We start from the raw sequence: 15,361 nt of genomic DNA on the forward strand, positions 1-15,361 counted from the left end.
TTCGACTTGCATGTGTTAAGCACGCCGCCAGCGTTCATCCTGAGCCAGGATCAAACTCTCCGTCAAAAACAAAAAACGAAAACAACACCCGGCAGCCGGAAAAAGACCACCAAAGCATCGCAAAAATCTGAAACCAGCCAAAAAACCAGACCACCACACACGGGGGTGCGCAGCAGCCCAGCAAATCAACCAATCAAAAAACAATCGGTATCAACAAACTTGGCACACTATTGAGTTCTCAAACAACAGACACACCCGACACCACCCAACAACCGTCAGGATCGCTCCGGAGCAACTTTCCAAACTTACCCGAACTGGCGAGATCAAGCAAACCAGCGTTTCCGCAATTCACTGCTCCAGAGGGGTCCCCACCCGTCCAAAGCACACTGGTCAGCGCACCATTTTCAGGCTGTTTATCAAGGGGGTCGGTCGCTATTTTTCCGCATCAGCGGCGGCGACTCGAACTACTTTACACACCTCGAGGACCGCAGGCAAATTCACCCTCAGAGAGCCAAGAACCCCGCCAATCCGCGGCGAAAACGGGCGCTTCCGCACAAAAGGTAGCCGTCGGCGTCGTAATCCGGCGCTGTGTGCTGCACCACTTAAGCGGAATCAACGGTTAAAAGCCAAAAAGGCCGGCAACCAAACGGTTGCCGGCCTTTCGAAAGGCTTCTGGATTACCAGGAAGACTTGGTGATGCCCGGGAGTTCGCCCTTGTGTGCCATGTCGCGGAAGCGAACACGGGAGATGCCGAACTTCTGGAAGGTACCGCGCGGGCGGCCATCGATGACGTCGCGGTTACGCAGACGGACCGGGGAGGCGTTGCGGGGCAGCTTCTGGAGGCCGAGGCGGGCCTCTTCGCGTGCTTCGTCGGTTGCGTTGGCGTCAACCAGGGTCTTCTTCAGTTCGAGACGCTTGGCGGCGTAGCGCTCAACGATGACCTTGCGCTGCTCGTTACGAGCAATCTTGGACTTCTTAGCCATGTTTAGCGCTCCTCTCGGAATTCAACGTGCTGGCGGATCTTGGGGTCGTACTTCTTCAGGACCAGACGGTCGGGGTCGTTACGACGGTTCTTGCGGGTGACGTAGGTGTAACCCGTGCCCGCGGTCGACTTCAGCTTGATGATCGGACGTACGTCCTTGTCCTTTGCCATTAAAGCTTCACCCCACGAGCCAGGATGTCGGCGACGACTGCGTCGATGCCGCGAACGTCGATGGTCTTGATGCCCTTGGCCGACAGGGTCAGCGTGACATTACGGCGCAGGGACGGAACCCAGTAGCGCTTCTTCTGGATGTTGGGATCGAACCGGCGCTTGTTGCGGCGGTGCGAGTGCGAAATGCTGTGTCCAAAGCCCGGCTCGGCTCCGGTCACCTGGCAGTGTGCTGCCATGACGACTCTCCTAAGAAATGAATGAAAACGGCCAGCAGAATTCCTGCTTTCCGTGCGCCGGGCGACGTCCGCCACCAGTCCACTCAGCTTTTCGGTAGTTCCCGCGCGACGGATCCATTTACTGAATCATCACTGCGGCGAAGGTAGTGGTTCCCGACGTCAGGCCGGGATACTGGGCGAATACAGGAATGCACGCAACTTGAGCCCCTAACTACCGGCCCACGGAGGATCCATTGTTGCCAACAGATCCCGTAAACCGGAGCAATTGCACACGCTCCGCGCCACCAAGCGCCTAATAAGTCTAGGGGGTAGGGCAAATTAAGACCAATCGGGTGTATGAGGCCCGGCCAAACCGGCCCGGAGAAACAACCCCACCAAGACTTAAGCCCGCACAAGCCCCTTCACAGGAGAACGAAAGGTTGACGCCTCAATCTTGAACCATGAAGACAGAACTCCTTGCCTCTACAGAGCAGCGGGCAGCCACACCCCCGGCCCGGCCACCTGCGTCCGCTGAATTTTCCAAGGGAAGGAGCGCTTCCAAGGGCCCCGAAGGTCCATTCGCCGCACAGCACCGGCGGCGCATGTTCCGAACGGACATGCTCACGGTGGCCCTCTGGGTCTCCCTCGCCGCCGCGTTCTCCCTCTGGCTCGCCGACGGCGGATTCTCGACCATAAGCAACCCGACCCAGGCGATCACCGCCGTCGGGATCCTGGCCGGACTTGCCGGCATGGACCTCGTCTTGCTGATGCTCCTCCTGGCGGCACGCTTGCCGTTCGTGGACGGCGCGGTCGGGCACGATCGCGCGTTGGAATTCCACCGGAAACTGGGTAAACCCGCCCTATACCTCTTACTAGTGCATGGGATCTTTATTGCGATCGGCTACGGCATGGCCGAGGGCCTCAATCCGGTCAGCGAAGCGATCGCGCTCTGGGTATTGGTCCCGGATATGTGGTTGGCATTCGTTGCGATGGCGCTGTTCATCGCGGTGGTGGTCACATCGCTGGTAGCCGTGCGGCGCCGTTTTCCCTATGAGTTCTGGTACGTCATCCATCTCCTCACCTATGTTGCGGTCGGCACGGCGATCCCCCACCAATTCAGTGTGGGCGGGCTGTTCGCCGACGGCACGTGGCAGCGGTGGTACTGGCTGCTGCTGTGCATCGCCACGGGTTCGGCCCTGGCCTGGTTCCGCGTGGCCCAACCCGTGATGGCCACCTTCCGTCACCAACTGACGGTTCGCCGCGTGGTCCGGGTTGCACCGGACGTGGTCAGCGTCGAAATGAGCGGCTTACGTCTGAATGAGCTGTCCGGCACCGGCGGACGGTTCTTCGTGTGGCGGTTCCTCGCACCGGGAATGTGGTGGCAGGCACACCCCTACAGTTTGTCCGCGGAACCGCATGTGGTCCCCTCCGTACCGGGGAGGCACCCGCGGCAGGAAGTCCTGCGCATCACCGTCCGGAACCTCGGCAAAGGATCAGCTCGGTTGGCATCGCTCAAGCCGGGTACGAAGGTTGCCATCGAAGGTCCGTACGGTGTCTTCAGCACGGCCGCGCGAAGCCGGAAACGCATTGTCATGATCGGGGCGGGAATCGGAATCACTCCGCTCCGCGCGCTCCTGGAATCCACTCCGTTCGCTCCGGGCCAGGCCACGGTCCTGCTGCGCGGGAGGAATGAAGAGGAACTGTTCCTCAACGACGAAATCCTGGAGCTGTGCAGGAAACGCGGCGTCACGCTATTCCATCTCATTGGTCCGCGATCGCCCCTCCCGGGAAGTGAGTGGTTGCCGGCTTCGGCGGCCCACACCACCTTGCAGGATTACGCCCCGGACATCGCCGACGCCGACGTCTACATCTGCGGCCCCTCGGCTTGGGCACGCGAAGTGATTGCTGAAGCGAAGGGTTCGGGCGTGCGGGAGGAACAACTCCACTACGAAAGGTTCGACTGGTGAGAATCAGGGCAGGAATATCGTCAGCGCTGGCTTCGGCGGCAATCCTCCTTGTCGGTTGGCAAGCAGGCACCCACGTCTCCGACTCCAACGCGTCAGCGGTCACCACCTCTTCGAGCACCGGCACTATCGGAGGATCAAGCGCCGGTAGCGCCGGAACGGGCACGACGTCGGACGCCACCACCGGGACCAGTTCCGGTTCGTCGTCGGGAACCACTACGGGATCCGGCTCGAGCTCAAGCTCAGGCACCGGAGCAAGTGCAAAGGCAGGCGCCTCCGCCAAGGCCGGCGGAACGTACACCGGGACCTCCGTCGAAACACGGTTCGGCACTGTGCAGGTTCAGGTGACGGTCAAGGGCGGAGTCATCACCGATGTCACGGCCCTCCATTTGACCGACGAAGAGCAGCGGTCGGTCCAGATCAGCAACAGGGCGGCGCCTTTGCTCCGTTCCGAGGTGCTGAGCGCACAATCGGCCAACGTCCAAACCATCGGTGGTGCCACCATTACCAGTGATGCGTACCTGACGTCTCTCCAGGCGGCCCTCGATGCAGCCAATTTCTGACGCTTCCAGCAGCGCCCACAGCGCTGACCGCCACGACCGCACCACAGCCGGCAGCCCTCACGAACCGCGCCTTCGTTCCCGCACCTTCGCGAGCATGGGCACCGTGGTGAGCCTCGCCATACCGGCAGCACTTCCGGAATCCCACGTCGTGGAGGATGCGCTCGAAGCCGCCACCGCCGTCGTCGAGCAGTTGTTCGCGGAACTGGACCGGACGTTCAGCCTATATCGCCTCGATTCGGAGGCGAGCGCGATGGCACGCGGCGAACTCGCGTTGCGGGACGCATCGGAGGATATGCGCAGGCTGTACGTCGAAGCTTCCGAATGGCGCACCCTGACGGAAGGCGCGTTTACCGCGGAGCGGCCCGACGGCGTCGTGGACTTGGCGGGCATCGTCAAGGCCCACGCGATACGGGAGGCGGGGACGTCGCTGCGCGCGCTTGGCCTGAAAGACTGGTGCCTGAACGCGGGCGGAGATGTCCTGGTGGAGGGCTCGCCGATTCCCGGTACCGGGCATCCGTGGATGGCCGGCATCGTGGACCCGGCCGACCGGGCGGCCTTGCTGACCGCCTACCCGCTGGCCAGCAGCGCCCCGGCGGCCAGCACCCCCTCCAAAAGCGCAAAGCGCGCGCTTGCGACGTCGGGAACGAGCGAACGTGGCGAGCACATCTGGACGGCTGGCCTCCGCGCCGGGCGCGGCGGCGGGTTCAGCCAGGTTTCCGTCGCGGCGGCCGACATCATCACGGCCGATGTCCTGGCCACCGCAATCATGGCCGGCGGCCCCCAAACCCTCGATTTGGCGTCCGGCCGTTGGGATGTGGACATCCTCGCGGTCAAGAACGACGGCGGACTGCTCGCCACGCCGGGCTTCCGGAGCGTTGCGTCGAAGGCTGGCTAGGGCTCGATGAGTTGCGGGTAGCGAGGGCTGAGGCCGTCGCCGGATGACTTGCCAGTGAGTCGGCGAACGAACCACGGTGCCGCGTGTTCCCGGGCCCAGCGGGCGTTGGCGCGAAGCGCCTCTACCTTGGCTAGTTGGGGAAGGCTGACCGGAGCCGGCACCTCGAGGGAACCTTCGTGTTCCAGGACGGCCAGGACCCGGTTGGCCATGTTGATGTGGCCGGCAGTGGACATGTGCATGCGGTCCTCGGCCCACATGTGCCAGTCGTGGTATTCGCCGAACCGCCAATAGTCCACCAGGAGCGCCCCATGCTTCTCGGCGATTTCCCGCACTAGTTCGTTGTAAATCGCCGTCCGGCCGCGCATGGTGCCGAACACTTTGGAGCTGCGGGCGTCGAATCCGGTAAAGAGGAGCAAGGTAGCGCCGGTTGCGCTGAGCTTCGCGATTCCTGCCTCGTAGTCTTCCATGAGCCGGTCAATGTCCACTTTTGGACGGAAGATATCATTGGCCCCGGCGTACAGCGTCACCAGCGTCGGTTGGAGTGCGACGGCGGCATCCACCTGTTCTGCCATGACTTGCCGGAGCTTCCGGCCCCGGATGGCCAGGTTGGCGTAACCAAAGGAACCGTTGCCTTCGGCGAGTTGCCGGGCGACGAGGTCCGCCCAACCCCTGACGCCGTTGGGAAGCGAAGGATCCGGATCGCCGAGGCCTTCCGTGAAGGAGTCTCCAAGTGCCACGTAGCGGGCTGCAAAATCCATGGCGTTAGTCTCTCACTCCGGGATCAGCTCTCGCGCAGGATCCAGTGATCGTCATCCAGGCGGGCCACGATCTTCTCGCCGATCCGCGCGAGGTCTGCGACGTCGTCGTCGGTCATCGCGTCCAGCATCAAGGCGCGGACGGACGCCACGTGTCCCGGGGCGAGGGACACGATAGTGTCCATTCCGGCCTGCGTGAGGTGGGCAACGGTGACCCGGGCATCGCGGGGATGGGCTTCGCGCTCCACCCACCCGCGTTTCTGCAGCTTGGTGACCACGTGCGACAACCGTGACAACGACGCGCTGGTCCGTGCCGCGAGCTCACTCATCGGCAGGAACCGCCCTTCGGCTTCGGACAGCATGGCGAGCACGTTGTAATCAAAGAGCGAGAGCTTGCCGGCGGCCTGCAGTTGCGTGTCGAGGGCAGCAGGCAACAGGGTGTTGATGCTCAGGAGGGCCAGCCAGGCACGGCGTTCGTCGGCATTGAGCCAGCGCGGTTCGGTCATGAGTTCATCGTAATTGCTACGCTGACCGTATGTTCGTCGTCTCCCTGACATACAAAGTTCCCGACGAGATCGTCGATTACCACCGCCCGGCCCACATGGATTGGGTCAAAAACGCGTTCGACGCCGGAACTTTCCTCGCGTCCGGACGTCGCGTTCCAGCCGTCGGCGGCGTGCTCCTGTCAAAGGTCGACCGGGCAACCCTCGACGCTTCCTTGGCGACGGATCCGTTCTACATCCACGGAGTGGCCGACTTCGAAATCATCGAATTCACGGTCACGTCGGCGTCCGAAGGCTTCGACAACCTTCTGGACTAGGCTGCTGGGCTGCCAGGCGTCAGTGGCTTACGAGGGCCATGGCCGCCGCACCTAGCCGTTCCGGTATGACCGGCGGCATGAGCGCGGGCCAGCGGGCACTCAAGTTATCTCCGCTGGATACACCGCGGAACCTGCGCGAAAGCCACGGTGCCACGTCCCGCCTGAGCCACGCGGCGTCGTCGAGCATTATCCCGGCGCGGCTCCGCGGCTCAAGGCGTGCAAGCGCAGGCGACGCCAGGGAATGTTCGGCGCCCAAAACCTCGAGCACTTTCTTGGCCATGTATTCGTGGCCAAGACTGGACATGTGCAAGCGGTCCGGAGCCCACATCCGGCGGTCCTGGTACTTTTCGAAACACCAATGGTCCACGAGAAGCGTGCCGTAAGTGGCCGAAATGCGCCGGACATGCTTGTTGAAAACGGCGCTGCGCAGCTTGAGCGGTTCGAGGACCGGGGAGAGCGGCACGTTGTACTCGGTGAAAAGAACAACCTTGGCGCCGGTCTGCACGAGCCTTGCAACGGCGTCCTCGAAACCGCGGATCAAGGAGCGCATGTCCAGCCGTGCTCCAAGGAGGTCGTTTCCGCCGGCGTGGAAACTGACAAGCGTGGGCGCCAGGCCGAGCGCCGGCTCGAGCTGCTCGGCCACGATCTGCTTGAGGCGACGGCCGCGAAGGGCGAGGTTGGCGTAATGGACCTCGGGTTGGTGCTTGGCCAACTCCTCGGCAACCCGGTCCGCCCAGCCGCGGCAATCGTTGGGAAGGCGGAGATCGACGTCGCCGACTCCCTCTGTAAAGGAATCCCCGACGGCGACAAACCGAAGCGGCGCGTGCGTGGTCATGATCATGTTCCCCCGTTATCTTGGCTTTTGCTTTCCAACTGGCGTCCGACGGCGGCCGAAGACTTGCGTGCCCCCGCCCCGGCAACCGCTCTTATCGCCGCGCGCTCGGCCAGTTTCCGCAGCCCGGCCTTCCTCGGCACCTTGACGGGTTCCGGCCAGCGCGGGTTCAGGCTGTCGCCGAGCGTGACGCCCCGAAGCTTGCGCCCGAAAAGCGGTATGACCCAGTCGTTCATCCATTTGCGCTGGCGGCGTTCCCACTCGCGCAGCTTGAGCCGTTGCGGCGGCTCCCAGTCCTTTGGCGAGAATTTGTGCGGCACGCCAAGTTGGTCAAGGACCTGTGCCGCCATGTATTTGTGGCCAGCCTTGGACATGTGGAGCCGGTCCGCCGCCCACATCCGACGGTCGTGGTAGGCGTCGAGGCACCAATAGTCCACAAGCACTGCGCCGTACTTGACTGCAAGTTCGCGGACACGCTCGTTGTAGATCGCGTTGCGCTTCTTGAATGGCTCCAGGACGGCCGAGACCTTGACGTCGTAACCCGTAAACAAGACCAACGTGGCGCCGGTGCTTGCCAGGCGATCCACCAGCTTTTCGTATTCGGCCATGAGTTGGTCCATGTCCGTGCCGAAGTCCAGGATGTCGTTGCCGCCCGCATACAGCGTGATAAGCGTTGGTTCCATCGCCAACGCCCGGTCCAACTGTTCCTCCACAATGTGGTGGAGCCGCTTGCTGCGCACCGCAAGGTTGGCATACTCCCAACCCGGCTCGGCCTTCGCCAGTTTCTCGGCGACACGGTCGGCCCAACCGCGGACGCCGTTCGGCAGGATCTTGTTCCGGTCCCCCACGCCTTCGGTGAAGGAATCGCCCAGGGCAACAAACCGCCGTCGTCCGTTCTGGTCTGCATGAAGCACGTTTCCGGCCACGACGCCAGCGTAAACCCGCCCGGTTGCCCGCCGGCAAAGCGCAGGTTAATTCGCCCCTCGCTCACGTGGAGACCTCACGCGCCGGTTACAGCTCGGCCTTCCCTTGGCGCCAATAGCCCATGAACGCTACTTGCTTGCGGTCGATTCCGACGTCGCGGACGAGGTATCGCCTGAGGTCCTTGATGACGCCGGCCTCGCCCGCGATCCAGGCGTAGAACGGCAATGCGCCGGAAGGGATATTGGGGTTGCGGCTTGCTTCAAGGGCGGCCCTATCCATGCGGAGCGGGGTCTCCCACAGGATGTCCTGGTCCACGTTGACGTCCTCGGGCTCGGGACCGGGGGCGCCGTCGCTCGGCACGATACCCACCCAGCCGGGAGCGGGCACCGCACTCCGGACGGCAGCTTTCAGCAGTTCACCGTGGGGCCGGGCGCGGCCGAGCGATGCTCCGCGGGCAAGCCACGTGATCTCGATGTCAGCGTCCGTGGCAAGGTCTTGGAAATCGCCGGCCTCGGGAACTTCCAGGAAGGCGTGGCCCGTGATCCCGGCCGGCAACGATTCCAGGATGGCACTTATGGCCGGCACAGCTGTTTCGTCGCCGGCAAGCATGACTCTCTGGGCCAGGCCCGGCCGCCACTCGATTCCCGAATAGGTTTCCGCCGTGATGCAGTGGGCGGCCCGGTTGTTGGGGCCGATGATGGTCAGGGAGTCGCCCGGTTTCGCGGCGAGCGCCCAATTCGCCGCCGGCCCGCCGGAGAGCTGCGGACCGCCGTCACGGGGACCGCCGTCGAAATGCATCGCGAAGTCGACGTCGATCTCCGGATAAACGGCATCCAACCTCTCGTTCCGCACGGTGTAAGTGCGCATTGAGCCGCGGACCGCGGGGTCCAGGGCCAGCCACGATTGATACCACCCGGCGTCGCGCGTTTCGAAAGCTGGCAACGGCAAAACGTTCCCCTGGGCGTCGAGCGACGGAATCATGAGCTTGATCCGCAAGTCCAGGGTGTCGCCGGAAACGCCGAACCCGCGTAGGCAATATCCACCGAAGGTAATGCGGCGGAAATTCGGGCTGAGATCCTGCACCGCACTGACCGTGACGTCGAATGCGAGTGTCATCGGCTCGGTCGCCGCGCGGCGCAATGCCGCTCCTGGATATGCATTCATGACGCGAACTCCAATTCAACGGGGGTCGAAGGGGTGGCCGTGTGATGCCGACCGATGGGAAGGATGAGCGGTGTGCCGGACAGCGGATCAGCGACCACGCGGGACTCGAGTCCGAAAACGTCGCCGACCAGGTCCTCCGTAAAGATTTGGGACGCGGGGCCTTCGCCGACGATGGTCCCCGATTTCATGGCGATCACGTGGTCGGCATAGCGGGCTGCCAGGTTGAGGTCGTGCAGCACGATGGCCACCGTGGTGCCGCGGCGCCGGTTGAGGTCCGTGATGAGGTCGAGCACTTCCACTTGGTGCGCCAAATCGAGGTATGTGGTGGGTTCGTCGAGGAGGAGGACGTCCGTTTCCTGCGCGAGGGCCATGGCGATCCACACCCTCTGCCGCTGGCCTCCGGACAATTCATCGACGTTTCGCCCGGCCAGTTCGAGCGTCGACGTCGCCTCGAGGGCCCGCTCCACCGCAAGGTCATGTTCGGACTGGTCGCCGGTCCGCCAGCTCCGGAAGAACCCTTGGTGCGGATACCGGCCGCGACCGACGAGCTCACGGACCGTGATGCAGTCCGGGGCGATGGGGTGCTGCGGGAGGAGTCCGAGCGTGCGCGCGAGTTCACGCGCCGGACGGGAATGGATGTCCTTGCCGTCCAGGGTGACGACGCCGGCGCTCGGCTTAAGGAGCCTCGACAAGCCGCGGAGCAGGGTGGACTTTCCGCAAGCGTTGGCGCCGACAATCATGGTCACCTTCCCTTCGGGGATGGTAGTTGACAGCCTTTCGACCACGCGCCGCTGCTCGTATTGGAGGGTCAGGCCCCGGGCGCTCAGTTGTGCCATGTCAAGCTTCCTTTCGGTTGGACGTGACTCGGTTGGACGTCATTAGGAGCCACAACAGGAACGGGGCTCCGAGGGCTCCGGTGATGACCCCGACCGGCAGGACCGTGCCGTTCAGGACCAGGGGTGCCACGTTGTATGCGAGGTAGTCGGCCGCGAGCACAATCGCGGCGCCCGTGAATGCCGACGCCGGAAGGCTGGGACGCCCGACTACTCGGCGGGCGATCGGCCCGGCAAGGAAGGCGACGAAGGCAACCGGCCCGGCAGCCGCCGTCGCCACCGCTGCGAGCGCGACGGCGGTGATCACCAGGCCGAATCGCACGGCGTTGACCCGGATTCCCAGTCCGGCCGCGACGTCGTCGCCCAACTCCAGCATGCGAAGTGGCCTTGCGAGGATCGCCAGCGCCGGGACGAGGACCGCGAGGGAGGCCAGCAGGATTCCCACTCGCTCCCAATTGGCCGGATTCAACGATCCGTTGAGCCAAATGAGGGCTTCGGAGGCGGTCCGGATATCGGCCCGGGTCATGAGGAAGTTCACCACTGCCCCCAATGCGGCGGCGATGCCCACCCCGGCGAGGACCAGCCGGTTGCCGGCCGCGTTCCCGCTGCGGACGCCAGCGGTCTGACCTCCGGTGCCGCGCGAAATGGCGTAAATGACCAGTGCGACGCCAATGGCCCCAACCAGGGCGGACGCCGATACCGCCAGGCCCGACGCGCCGAAAACGACAATCGCCAGGACTGCCGAGGCGCTTGCCCCGTAGCTGATCCCGATCACATCCGGGCTCGCCAGGGGGTTGCGGAGCATGGTTTGGAAGAGTCCACCGGAGAGGCCGAATGCGACGCCGACAAGGGCCGCGAGCACCGCACGCGGCAGCTTGTTTTCCATGACAATGAAGCTCGCACCGGGGATCTTTTCCCCGCCGGTCAATTGGGCGGCGACGATCTTTAAGAAATCGGGGATGGTCACCGTGTAGCTCCCAAGGAGCACCGCCACTGCGAGGAGGACAAGGACGACGGCGGCAAGGAGCGCGGTCCGGTTGCGCGGGCTCACAGCGAAGCTCCCTTTCCCCGGCGGACAAGCCACACGAAGACGGGAGCGCCGACGATAGCTGTCATGATGCCCGCGGGAACTTCACTGGGAAGCAGCACAACGCGGCCCACCACGTCCGACGCCAGCAGGAGCGCCGGCGCGAGGACCATGGAAAACGGCAGGATCCAGCGGTAGTCCGGCCCGGTGAAGAAGCGCACGGCGTGCGGCACAACAAGTCCAACGAATCCGATAGGACCAGCCAAAGCCGTGGCGGATCCGCACAGCAGCACGATCCCCAGGGAAGTCACCCCGCGGGCCAGGGCGACGTTCTGGCCGAGACCGCGGGCAACATCGTCACCAAGGGCCAGGCCATTGAGCGTCCTGGCGCTGCCCAACACGATCAACGCGCCGGCTGACAGGAACGGCAATCCGGACAGGATCACCGACCAGTCGCTGCCGGCGATTCCACCAACTTGCCAGAACCGGAATCGGTCCAGGGTGTCTTGGCTCGAGACCAGGATGACGTTCATGAGGGAGTACAGGCCGGCGCTTAGCGCGGCGCCCGCGAGCGCGAGCTTGACCGGCGTCGCGCCTTCGCGTCCCATCGCGGCAATCAGATAGACGACGACGGCGGCCGTCCCCGCGCCGATGAACGCCAACCAGATGTAGCCGCTCGCCCCCGAAATCCCGAACAAGTAGATTCCGGTGACTACGGCGAGGGCAGCACCGGCATTGACGCCCATGATTCCCGGGTCGGCGAGCGGGTTGCGGGACACTCCCTGCATGGCGGCACCGGCCAGTCCCAGTGCGGCCCCCGCCACCAGGCCGAGCACCGTGCGGGGAATCCGCGTATGCACTACGGCATGGTTGCCGTCGTCGGGGTTGAAGGCGGTGAGTGCCTGCCACACCGTTCCAAGGGACATGCCCCGCGCGCCGATCGCGAGCGAGGCCGCGCAGGCAACCGCAAGCACGACGACGGCGACCACCAGCCACGCGGCGCGGTTCCCCCGGTGCCCGGTACCGGCGTCGTTCCCTGCTTTCGCCCTCGTGGCGGTGGCCTGCCGGGAAAGCGGCCGGGCCGTCGTCGTGCGTGTTGTCATGGTGGGTTGCCGCCTAGTTGGCGGCCGCGTCTGCGCCCTTGGCCAGCTGGGGAAGGAACTTGTCCAGCGCCCACGGCAGGCTCAGCGGCGACGAAGCGGAAATCGCCAAGGTGAGAGTGTTGTCCGAATCGGCCACCAAGGCGCCCTTCTTGATCGCGGGGATCTGGCCCAACAGGGGGTCGGCCTTGATCTGGTCCGTGGTCTTGGAATCCGGAACCCAGGTGACGAATACATCCGAGGATAGTTCGTTGGCCTTCTCGGCGGACCATGGAACGAAGAATTCCTTGGAGCCCTTGCTGGCGTTCTCCACCACGGGCGCGAGCTTCATGCCGATTTCGGAGAGGAAGCGGGGACGGTTGTCGTTTGCGGTGTAGACGTTGACGCCGTCGCCCTTGGCCGGTTCGAGGTTGCCGTAAATGAAGGTCTTTCCGGCGAGCTGCGGGAACGCGGCAACCTTGTCCTTGATGGTGGCTTCGGTGTCCGAGACGAGCTTCGCGGCCTCGGTTTCCTTGCCCAGCGCCTTTCCGATAATGGTGGTTGCGTCCTGCCACGGCGTTCCGTAGGCGAGCTCGGGCTGCGCCACCACCGGCGCGATTTCGGAGAGCTTCTTGTAGTCGGCTTCGTTGAGTCCCGAGTACGCGGCGAGGATGACGTCCGGTGCGAACTTGGCGATCTCGGTGAAGTTGATGCCGTCGGCCTCGGAGTACTGGACAGGGGCCTTGGGTGTGCCGAAGCCCGCACCCAGTTTCTCGAGCGCGGCGTCCTTCCAGGGAGTGGAGCCCTTGTCGTTGTTGCCCCAAGCGTTCTTCGGGACGCCGACGGGCACCACGCCGAGCGCCAATGCGACGTCGTCGTTGACCCACGAGACGGTGACCACGCGTTGTGGTTGCGACTTGATGGTGGTCTCACCGAAGACGTTCTTGATGGTGACAGGGAATTGGCCGGCCGAAGCCGGCGTCGCGGTGCTGCTGACGGTGGACCCGGTTGAGCAAGCGGATAGGGAAAGTGCGACGGCGGCCAGGGCGGCGGTTGCTGCTCCGGCGGACTTGAGCACTGCCCGGCGAGGGTGGAGGGAAGCCACGAGACTCCTTAGGTAAGTGATGCAAACCTAAGTAAGGCTAGCCTATCCTTCTATCAATTACGAAACGTTTGCATTGCGTAATTGCCGTTCACCATCGATCGGCCATGTGCGGGCAGGCTGTACCCGTCGCGCCGTCTAGCTTTCGAAGGCTGCCCGGAAGGCTTTGAGTGCGCCGTCGGAGTCTCCGGAGGCGTAGGCTTCGAGGCCGACGGTGCCGGTGTAGCCGGCGTCGGTGAGGGCTCGGTGCACGGCGGCGTAGTTGATCTCCCCGGTCCCGGGTTCGCAGCGGCCGGGAACGTCGGCGACCTGGATCTCGCCGATCCATGGCAGGGCCTCGCGGACGAGCTCGATCAGGTTCCCCTCGCCGATCTGGGCGTGGTAGAGGTCCAGCATGAGCCGTGCATTGGGGTGGTCGACGGCGCGTGCCAGCGCGAGGGTGTCCTTCGCGCGGGCGAGTGGGATGCCCGGGTGGTCGAGGATCGTGTTGAGGTTTTCCAGGCAGAATGTGAGCCCGTGGCGTGCGCCGAGCTCGCCAAGGCGTTCGAGCGTGCGCGCAGCCGTAAGCCACATCGTGCCGTCCGGGCGCAGGTGCGGACGGGCGGCCTTGCCGTCGACAAGTTCGGCCGGGTGCACCACGAGGCGTTCGACGCCGAGCTCAAGCGCCGTCGGGATGAGGGCTTCCGCGGTGCTCACTACGAGATCCGCGGTGTCCGGCTCGACGAGTGATCCGGCCGAGTAGCCGGTCATGGACGAGAACCTCGCCCCGGTGGCCTTGAGCGCCGCGATGTCCTTGTTACGGGAGTCCCATAGTTCGACGTCGAATCCGGCCTCGTGGATGCGGGTGACCCTTTCGACGAAGGGCAGGTCCGTGAAGACCATCTCGGCGCAGACGGCGAGCCTCATGCGCGGGCCTCGGCGACGGACGCGCCAACGATGGCGGTGGTGGCGCCGGTCCGGGCCGATTCGATGCAGGCCAGGGCGATCGCGAGGGCGCGCCGCGCGTCCTCGAGGCCCGGGGTGAGGGGCACGCCGCGGTCGGGCGCTGCGGCACCGTCGCGGCGGGAGCGGACATGCTCGGCAAAGTCTGCGAGCTCGTCGGTGTAGGCGTCGTGGAACAGTTCGATGTTCAGGCGCGGGGTTTCGGCCGAAAGCCCCGCGGCACCGTAGCGCACTGCTGCGGTTTCGGTGGTGCGGCCGGCTTGGACCATGCCGGCGGAGCCGAATACCTCGCCGCGCACGTCATAGCCGTACAGCGCGGAGAAGTTGGCCTCCGCGACGGCGATGGCACCGTTCGCGTAGCGGAGGGTCACGACGGCGGTGTCTAGGAATCCCGCGTCTTTAAAGGAAGGTTCTACGAGGGCGTCGGCGGTGACGTGGACGCTCACGGGTTCGGCGCCAGGGTTGAACCAGTTGAGGGCGTCGAAATCGTGGATGAGGGTTTCGAGGAAGATCGTTCCTTGCGGGACCTTCGCGGCGTGCGGGATGCTCCCGGTGCCGGGGTCGCGGGTCAGGGAGCGCAGGAGTTGCGGAGTCCCGACCGCACCGGCCGCGACGTCGCGGCGGGCGGCAAGGAAGTCCGTTGCGTAGCGGCGGTTGAAGCCGATCTGCCAGTGCACGCCCGCGGCAGCGACGGCTTCCTCGACCCGGGCAAGCTCCTCGAGGTCGAGCGCGCCCGGCTTCTCGCAGAAGACGTGCTTGCCGGCGCGGGCGGCATCGATCGAAAGCTGGGCGTGGAAGCGGGCCGGGCCGGCAATCACGACGGCGTCGATCTCCGGATCGGCGAACAGGTCGGCGGGATCCGCGGTCACCAGGGCCACGCCGAGCTCGGCGGCGAGCTCCTCGGCGACAGCCGTGGCGGGGTCGGCGATCGCGACCAGAACTGCGCCCGGGATGCGAAGGGCGAGGCTGCGGGCGTGGAAAGCGCCCATCCAGCCCGCTCCGATGAGGCCGATGCGCACCGGCTCGGGCCGGGCGGACACGACGGGAAAGTAAGTCATGACGGGGTCCTCTCAAAACCAGACTAGAACGTTCT

At 64.7% G+C, this 15,361-nt stretch carries 18 protein-coding genes and 1 rRNA gene; 4 read left to right on the plus strand and 15 right to left on the minus strand.

The features are described 5' to 3' along the window. From E1809_RS22500 to rpmB, 4 genes are all read right to left on the minus strand, one after another. Nucleotides 1-66, minus strand: a 16S ribosomal RNA gene (locus E1809_RS22500); the annotation flags it as partial. Between the two features lie 611 nt (nt 67-677). Beyond that, nucleotides 678-983, minus strand: coding sequence for a 30S ribosomal protein S14 (rpsN, locus tag E1809_RS22505; RefSeq protein ID WP_133206479.1), 306 nt, complete (start codon nt 981-983; stop codon nt 678-680). 2 nt (nt 984-985) lie between these two features. Continuing rightward, the gene (rpmG, locus tag E1809_RS22510) at nt 986-1,153 is read right to left on the minus strand and encodes a 50S ribosomal protein L33 (protein WP_003798558.1); all 168 of its coding nucleotides are present in this window, start codon (nt 1,151-1,153) and stop codon (nt 986-988) included. Then, a complete protein-coding gene (gene rpmB, locus E1809_RS22515; RefSeq protein ID WP_045075827.1) occupies nt 1,153-1,389 on the minus strand; it encodes a 50S ribosomal protein L28 in 237 nt (78 codons plus the stop codon). Before rpmB ends, rpmG begins: the two co-directional genes overlap by 1 nt. A gap of 440 nt (nt 1,390-1,829) precedes the next feature. Between rpmB and E1809_RS22520 the strand changes: the two genes are divergently transcribed. Genes E1809_RS22520 through E1809_RS22530 form a run of 3 tightly spaced genes read left to right on the plus strand, consistent with a single transcriptional unit; the run spans nt 1,830 to nt 4,790 of the window. Next, entirely contained in the window at nt 1,830-3,335 is a 1,506-nt protein-coding gene (locus tag E1809_RS22520; RefSeq protein ID WP_133206480.1) for a ferredoxin reductase family protein, read from the plus strand. Beyond that, entirely contained in the window at nt 3,332-3,895 is a 564-nt protein-coding gene (locus E1809_RS22525) for an FMN-binding protein (RefSeq protein WP_133206481.1), read from the plus strand. Before E1809_RS22520 ends, E1809_RS22525 begins: the two co-directional genes overlap by 4 nt. Next, on the plus strand, nt 3,879-4,790 hold the full coding sequence (locus E1809_RS22530; protein ID WP_308167013.1) for an FAD:protein FMN transferase: 912 nt from the start codon (nt 3,879-3,881) through the stop codon (nt 4,788-4,790). Before E1809_RS22525 ends, E1809_RS22530 begins: the two co-directional genes overlap by 17 nt. Here the strand turns inward: E1809_RS22530 and E1809_RS22535 are convergent. Both E1809_RS22535 and E1809_RS22540 read right to left on the minus strand, forming a co-directional pair. Further along, nucleotides 4,787-5,548: an SGNH/GDSL hydrolase family protein gene (locus tag E1809_RS22535; RefSeq protein ID WP_133206482.1), complete on the minus strand. Its 762-nt coding sequence runs from the start codon at nt 5,546-5,548 to the stop codon at nt 4,787-4,789. The genes E1809_RS22530 and E1809_RS22535 overlap by 4 nt on opposite strands. Before the next feature lie 23 nt (nt 5,549-5,571). Next, nucleotides 5,572-6,051 (minus strand): MarR family winged helix-turn-helix transcriptional regulator, encoded by a 480-nt coding sequence (locus E1809_RS22540; RefSeq protein WP_133206483.1) that lies wholly within the window; start codon nt 6,049-6,051, stop codon nt 5,572-5,574. 29 nt (nt 6,052-6,080) lie between these two features. On the opposite strand from E1809_RS22540, the gene E1809_RS22545 reads away from it, so the two are divergent. Further along, nucleotides 6,081-6,365, plus strand: a complete 285-nt coding sequence (locus tag E1809_RS22545; protein WP_133206484.1) for a YciI family protein — start codon at nt 6,081-6,083, stop codon at nt 6,363-6,365. Between the two features lie 19 nt (nt 6,366-6,384). Here the strand turns inward: E1809_RS22545 and E1809_RS22550 are convergent, their stop codons facing one another. From E1809_RS22550 to E1809_RS22590, 9 genes are all read right to left on the minus strand, one after another. Then, a complete protein-coding gene (locus E1809_RS22550) occupies nt 6,385-7,200 on the minus strand; it encodes an SGNH/GDSL hydrolase family protein (RefSeq protein WP_133206485.1) in 816 nt (271 codons plus the stop codon). A 2-nt stretch (nt 7,201-7,202) separates the two neighbouring features. Beyond that, nucleotides 7,203-8,123: an SGNH/GDSL hydrolase family protein gene (locus E1809_RS22555; protein WP_235835732.1), complete on the minus strand. Its 921-nt coding sequence runs from the start codon at nt 8,121-8,123 to the stop codon at nt 7,203-7,205. A gap of 85 nt (nt 8,124-8,208) precedes the next feature. Beyond that, nucleotides 8,209-9,285, minus strand: coding sequence for a siderophore-interacting protein (locus E1809_RS22560; protein WP_133206486.1), 1,077 nt, complete (start codon nt 9,283-9,285; stop codon nt 8,209-8,211). After that, entirely contained in the window at nt 9,282-10,121 is an 840-nt protein-coding gene (locus tag E1809_RS22565; protein ID WP_133206487.1) for an ABC transporter ATP-binding protein, read from the minus strand. Before E1809_RS22565 ends, E1809_RS22560 begins: the two co-directional genes overlap by 4 nt. Before the next feature lies 1 nt (nt 10,122). After that, entirely contained in the window at nt 10,123-11,169 is a 1,047-nt protein-coding gene (locus tag E1809_RS22570; RefSeq protein WP_235835733.1) for a FecCD family ABC transporter permease, read from the minus strand. Continuing rightward, nucleotides 11,166-12,248, minus strand: coding sequence for a FecCD family ABC transporter permease (locus E1809_RS22575; protein WP_133206489.1), 1,083 nt, complete (start codon nt 12,246-12,248; stop codon nt 11,166-11,168). Before E1809_RS22575 ends, E1809_RS22570 begins: the two co-directional genes overlap by 4 nt. A gap of 13 nt (nt 12,249-12,261) precedes the next feature. Further along, nucleotides 12,262-13,329 (minus strand): iron-siderophore ABC transporter substrate-binding protein, encoded by a 1,068-nt coding sequence (locus tag E1809_RS22580; RefSeq protein WP_133206490.1) that lies wholly within the window; start codon nt 13,327-13,329, stop codon nt 12,262-12,264. 135 nt (nt 13,330-13,464) lie between these two features. After that, nucleotides 13,465-14,232 (minus strand): TIM barrel protein, encoded by a 768-nt coding sequence (locus E1809_RS22585; protein WP_133206491.1) that lies wholly within the window; start codon nt 14,230-14,232, stop codon nt 13,465-13,467. Beyond that, nucleotides 14,229-15,326: a Gfo/Idh/MocA family oxidoreductase gene (locus E1809_RS22590; RefSeq protein WP_133206492.1), complete on the minus strand. Its 1,098-nt coding sequence runs from the start codon at nt 15,324-15,326 to the stop codon at nt 14,229-14,231. The genes E1809_RS22585 and E1809_RS22590 overlap by 4 nt, the downstream gene beginning before the upstream one ends. Nucleotides 15,327-15,361 lie beyond the last annotated feature (35 nt).

This window comes from Arthrobacter terricola, from assembly GCF_004354015.1.
Classification (GTDB): Bacteria; Actinomycetota; Actinomycetes; order Actinomycetales; family Micrococcaceae; genus Arthrobacter; species Arthrobacter terricola.

Coding starts and splice junctions, on each gene's coding strand:
- rpsN (WP_133206479.1), bottom strand. CDS start 983: ATGGCTAAGAAGTCCAAGATTGCTCGTAACGAGCAGCGCAAGGTCATC.
- rpmG (WP_003798558.1), bottom strand. CDS start 1,153: ATGGCAAAGGACAAGGACGTACGTCCGATCATCAAGCTGAAGTCGACC.
- rpmB (WP_045075827.1), bottom strand. CDS start 1,389: ATGGCAGCACACTGCCAGGTGACCGGAGCCGAGCCGGGCTTTGGACAC.
- E1809_RS22520 (WP_133206480.1), top strand. CDS start 1,830: ATGAAGACAGAACTCCTTGCCTCTACAGAGCAGCGGGCAGCCACACCC.
- E1809_RS22530 (WP_308167013.1), top strand. CDS start 3,879: ATGCAGCCAATTTCTGACGCTTCCAGCAGCGCCCACAGCGCTGACCGC.
- E1809_RS22535 (WP_133206482.1), bottom strand. CDS start 5,548: ATGGATTTTGCAGCCCGCTACGTGGCACTTGGAGACTCCTTCACGGAA.
- E1809_RS22540 (WP_133206483.1), bottom strand. CDS start 6,051: ATGACCGAACCGCGCTGGCTCAATGCCGACGAACGCCGTGCCTGGCTG.
- E1809_RS22545 (WP_133206484.1), top strand. CDS start 6,081: ATGTTCGTCGTCTCCCTGACATACAAAGTTCCCGACGAGATCGTCGAT.
- E1809_RS22550 (WP_133206485.1), bottom strand. CDS start 7,200: ATGACCACGCACGCGCCGCTTCGGTTTGTCGCCGTCGGGGATTCCTTT.
- E1809_RS22560 (WP_133206486.1), bottom strand. CDS start 9,285: ATGAATGCATATCCAGGAGCGGCATTGCGCCGCGCGGCGACCGAGCCG.
- E1809_RS22565 (WP_133206487.1), bottom strand. CDS start 10,121: ATGGCACAACTGAGCGCCCGGGGCCTGACCCTCCAATACGAGCAGCGG.
- E1809_RS22575 (WP_133206489.1), bottom strand. CDS start 12,248: ATGACAACACGCACGACGACGGCCCGGCCGCTTTCCCGGCAGGCCACC.
- E1809_RS22585 (WP_133206491.1), bottom strand. CDS start 14,232: ATGAGGCTCGCCGTCTGCGCCGAGATGGTCTTCACGGACCTGCCCTTC.
- E1809_RS22590 (WP_133206492.1), bottom strand. CDS start 15,326: ATGACTTACTTTCCCGTCGTGTCCGCCCGGCCCGAGCCGGTGCGCATC.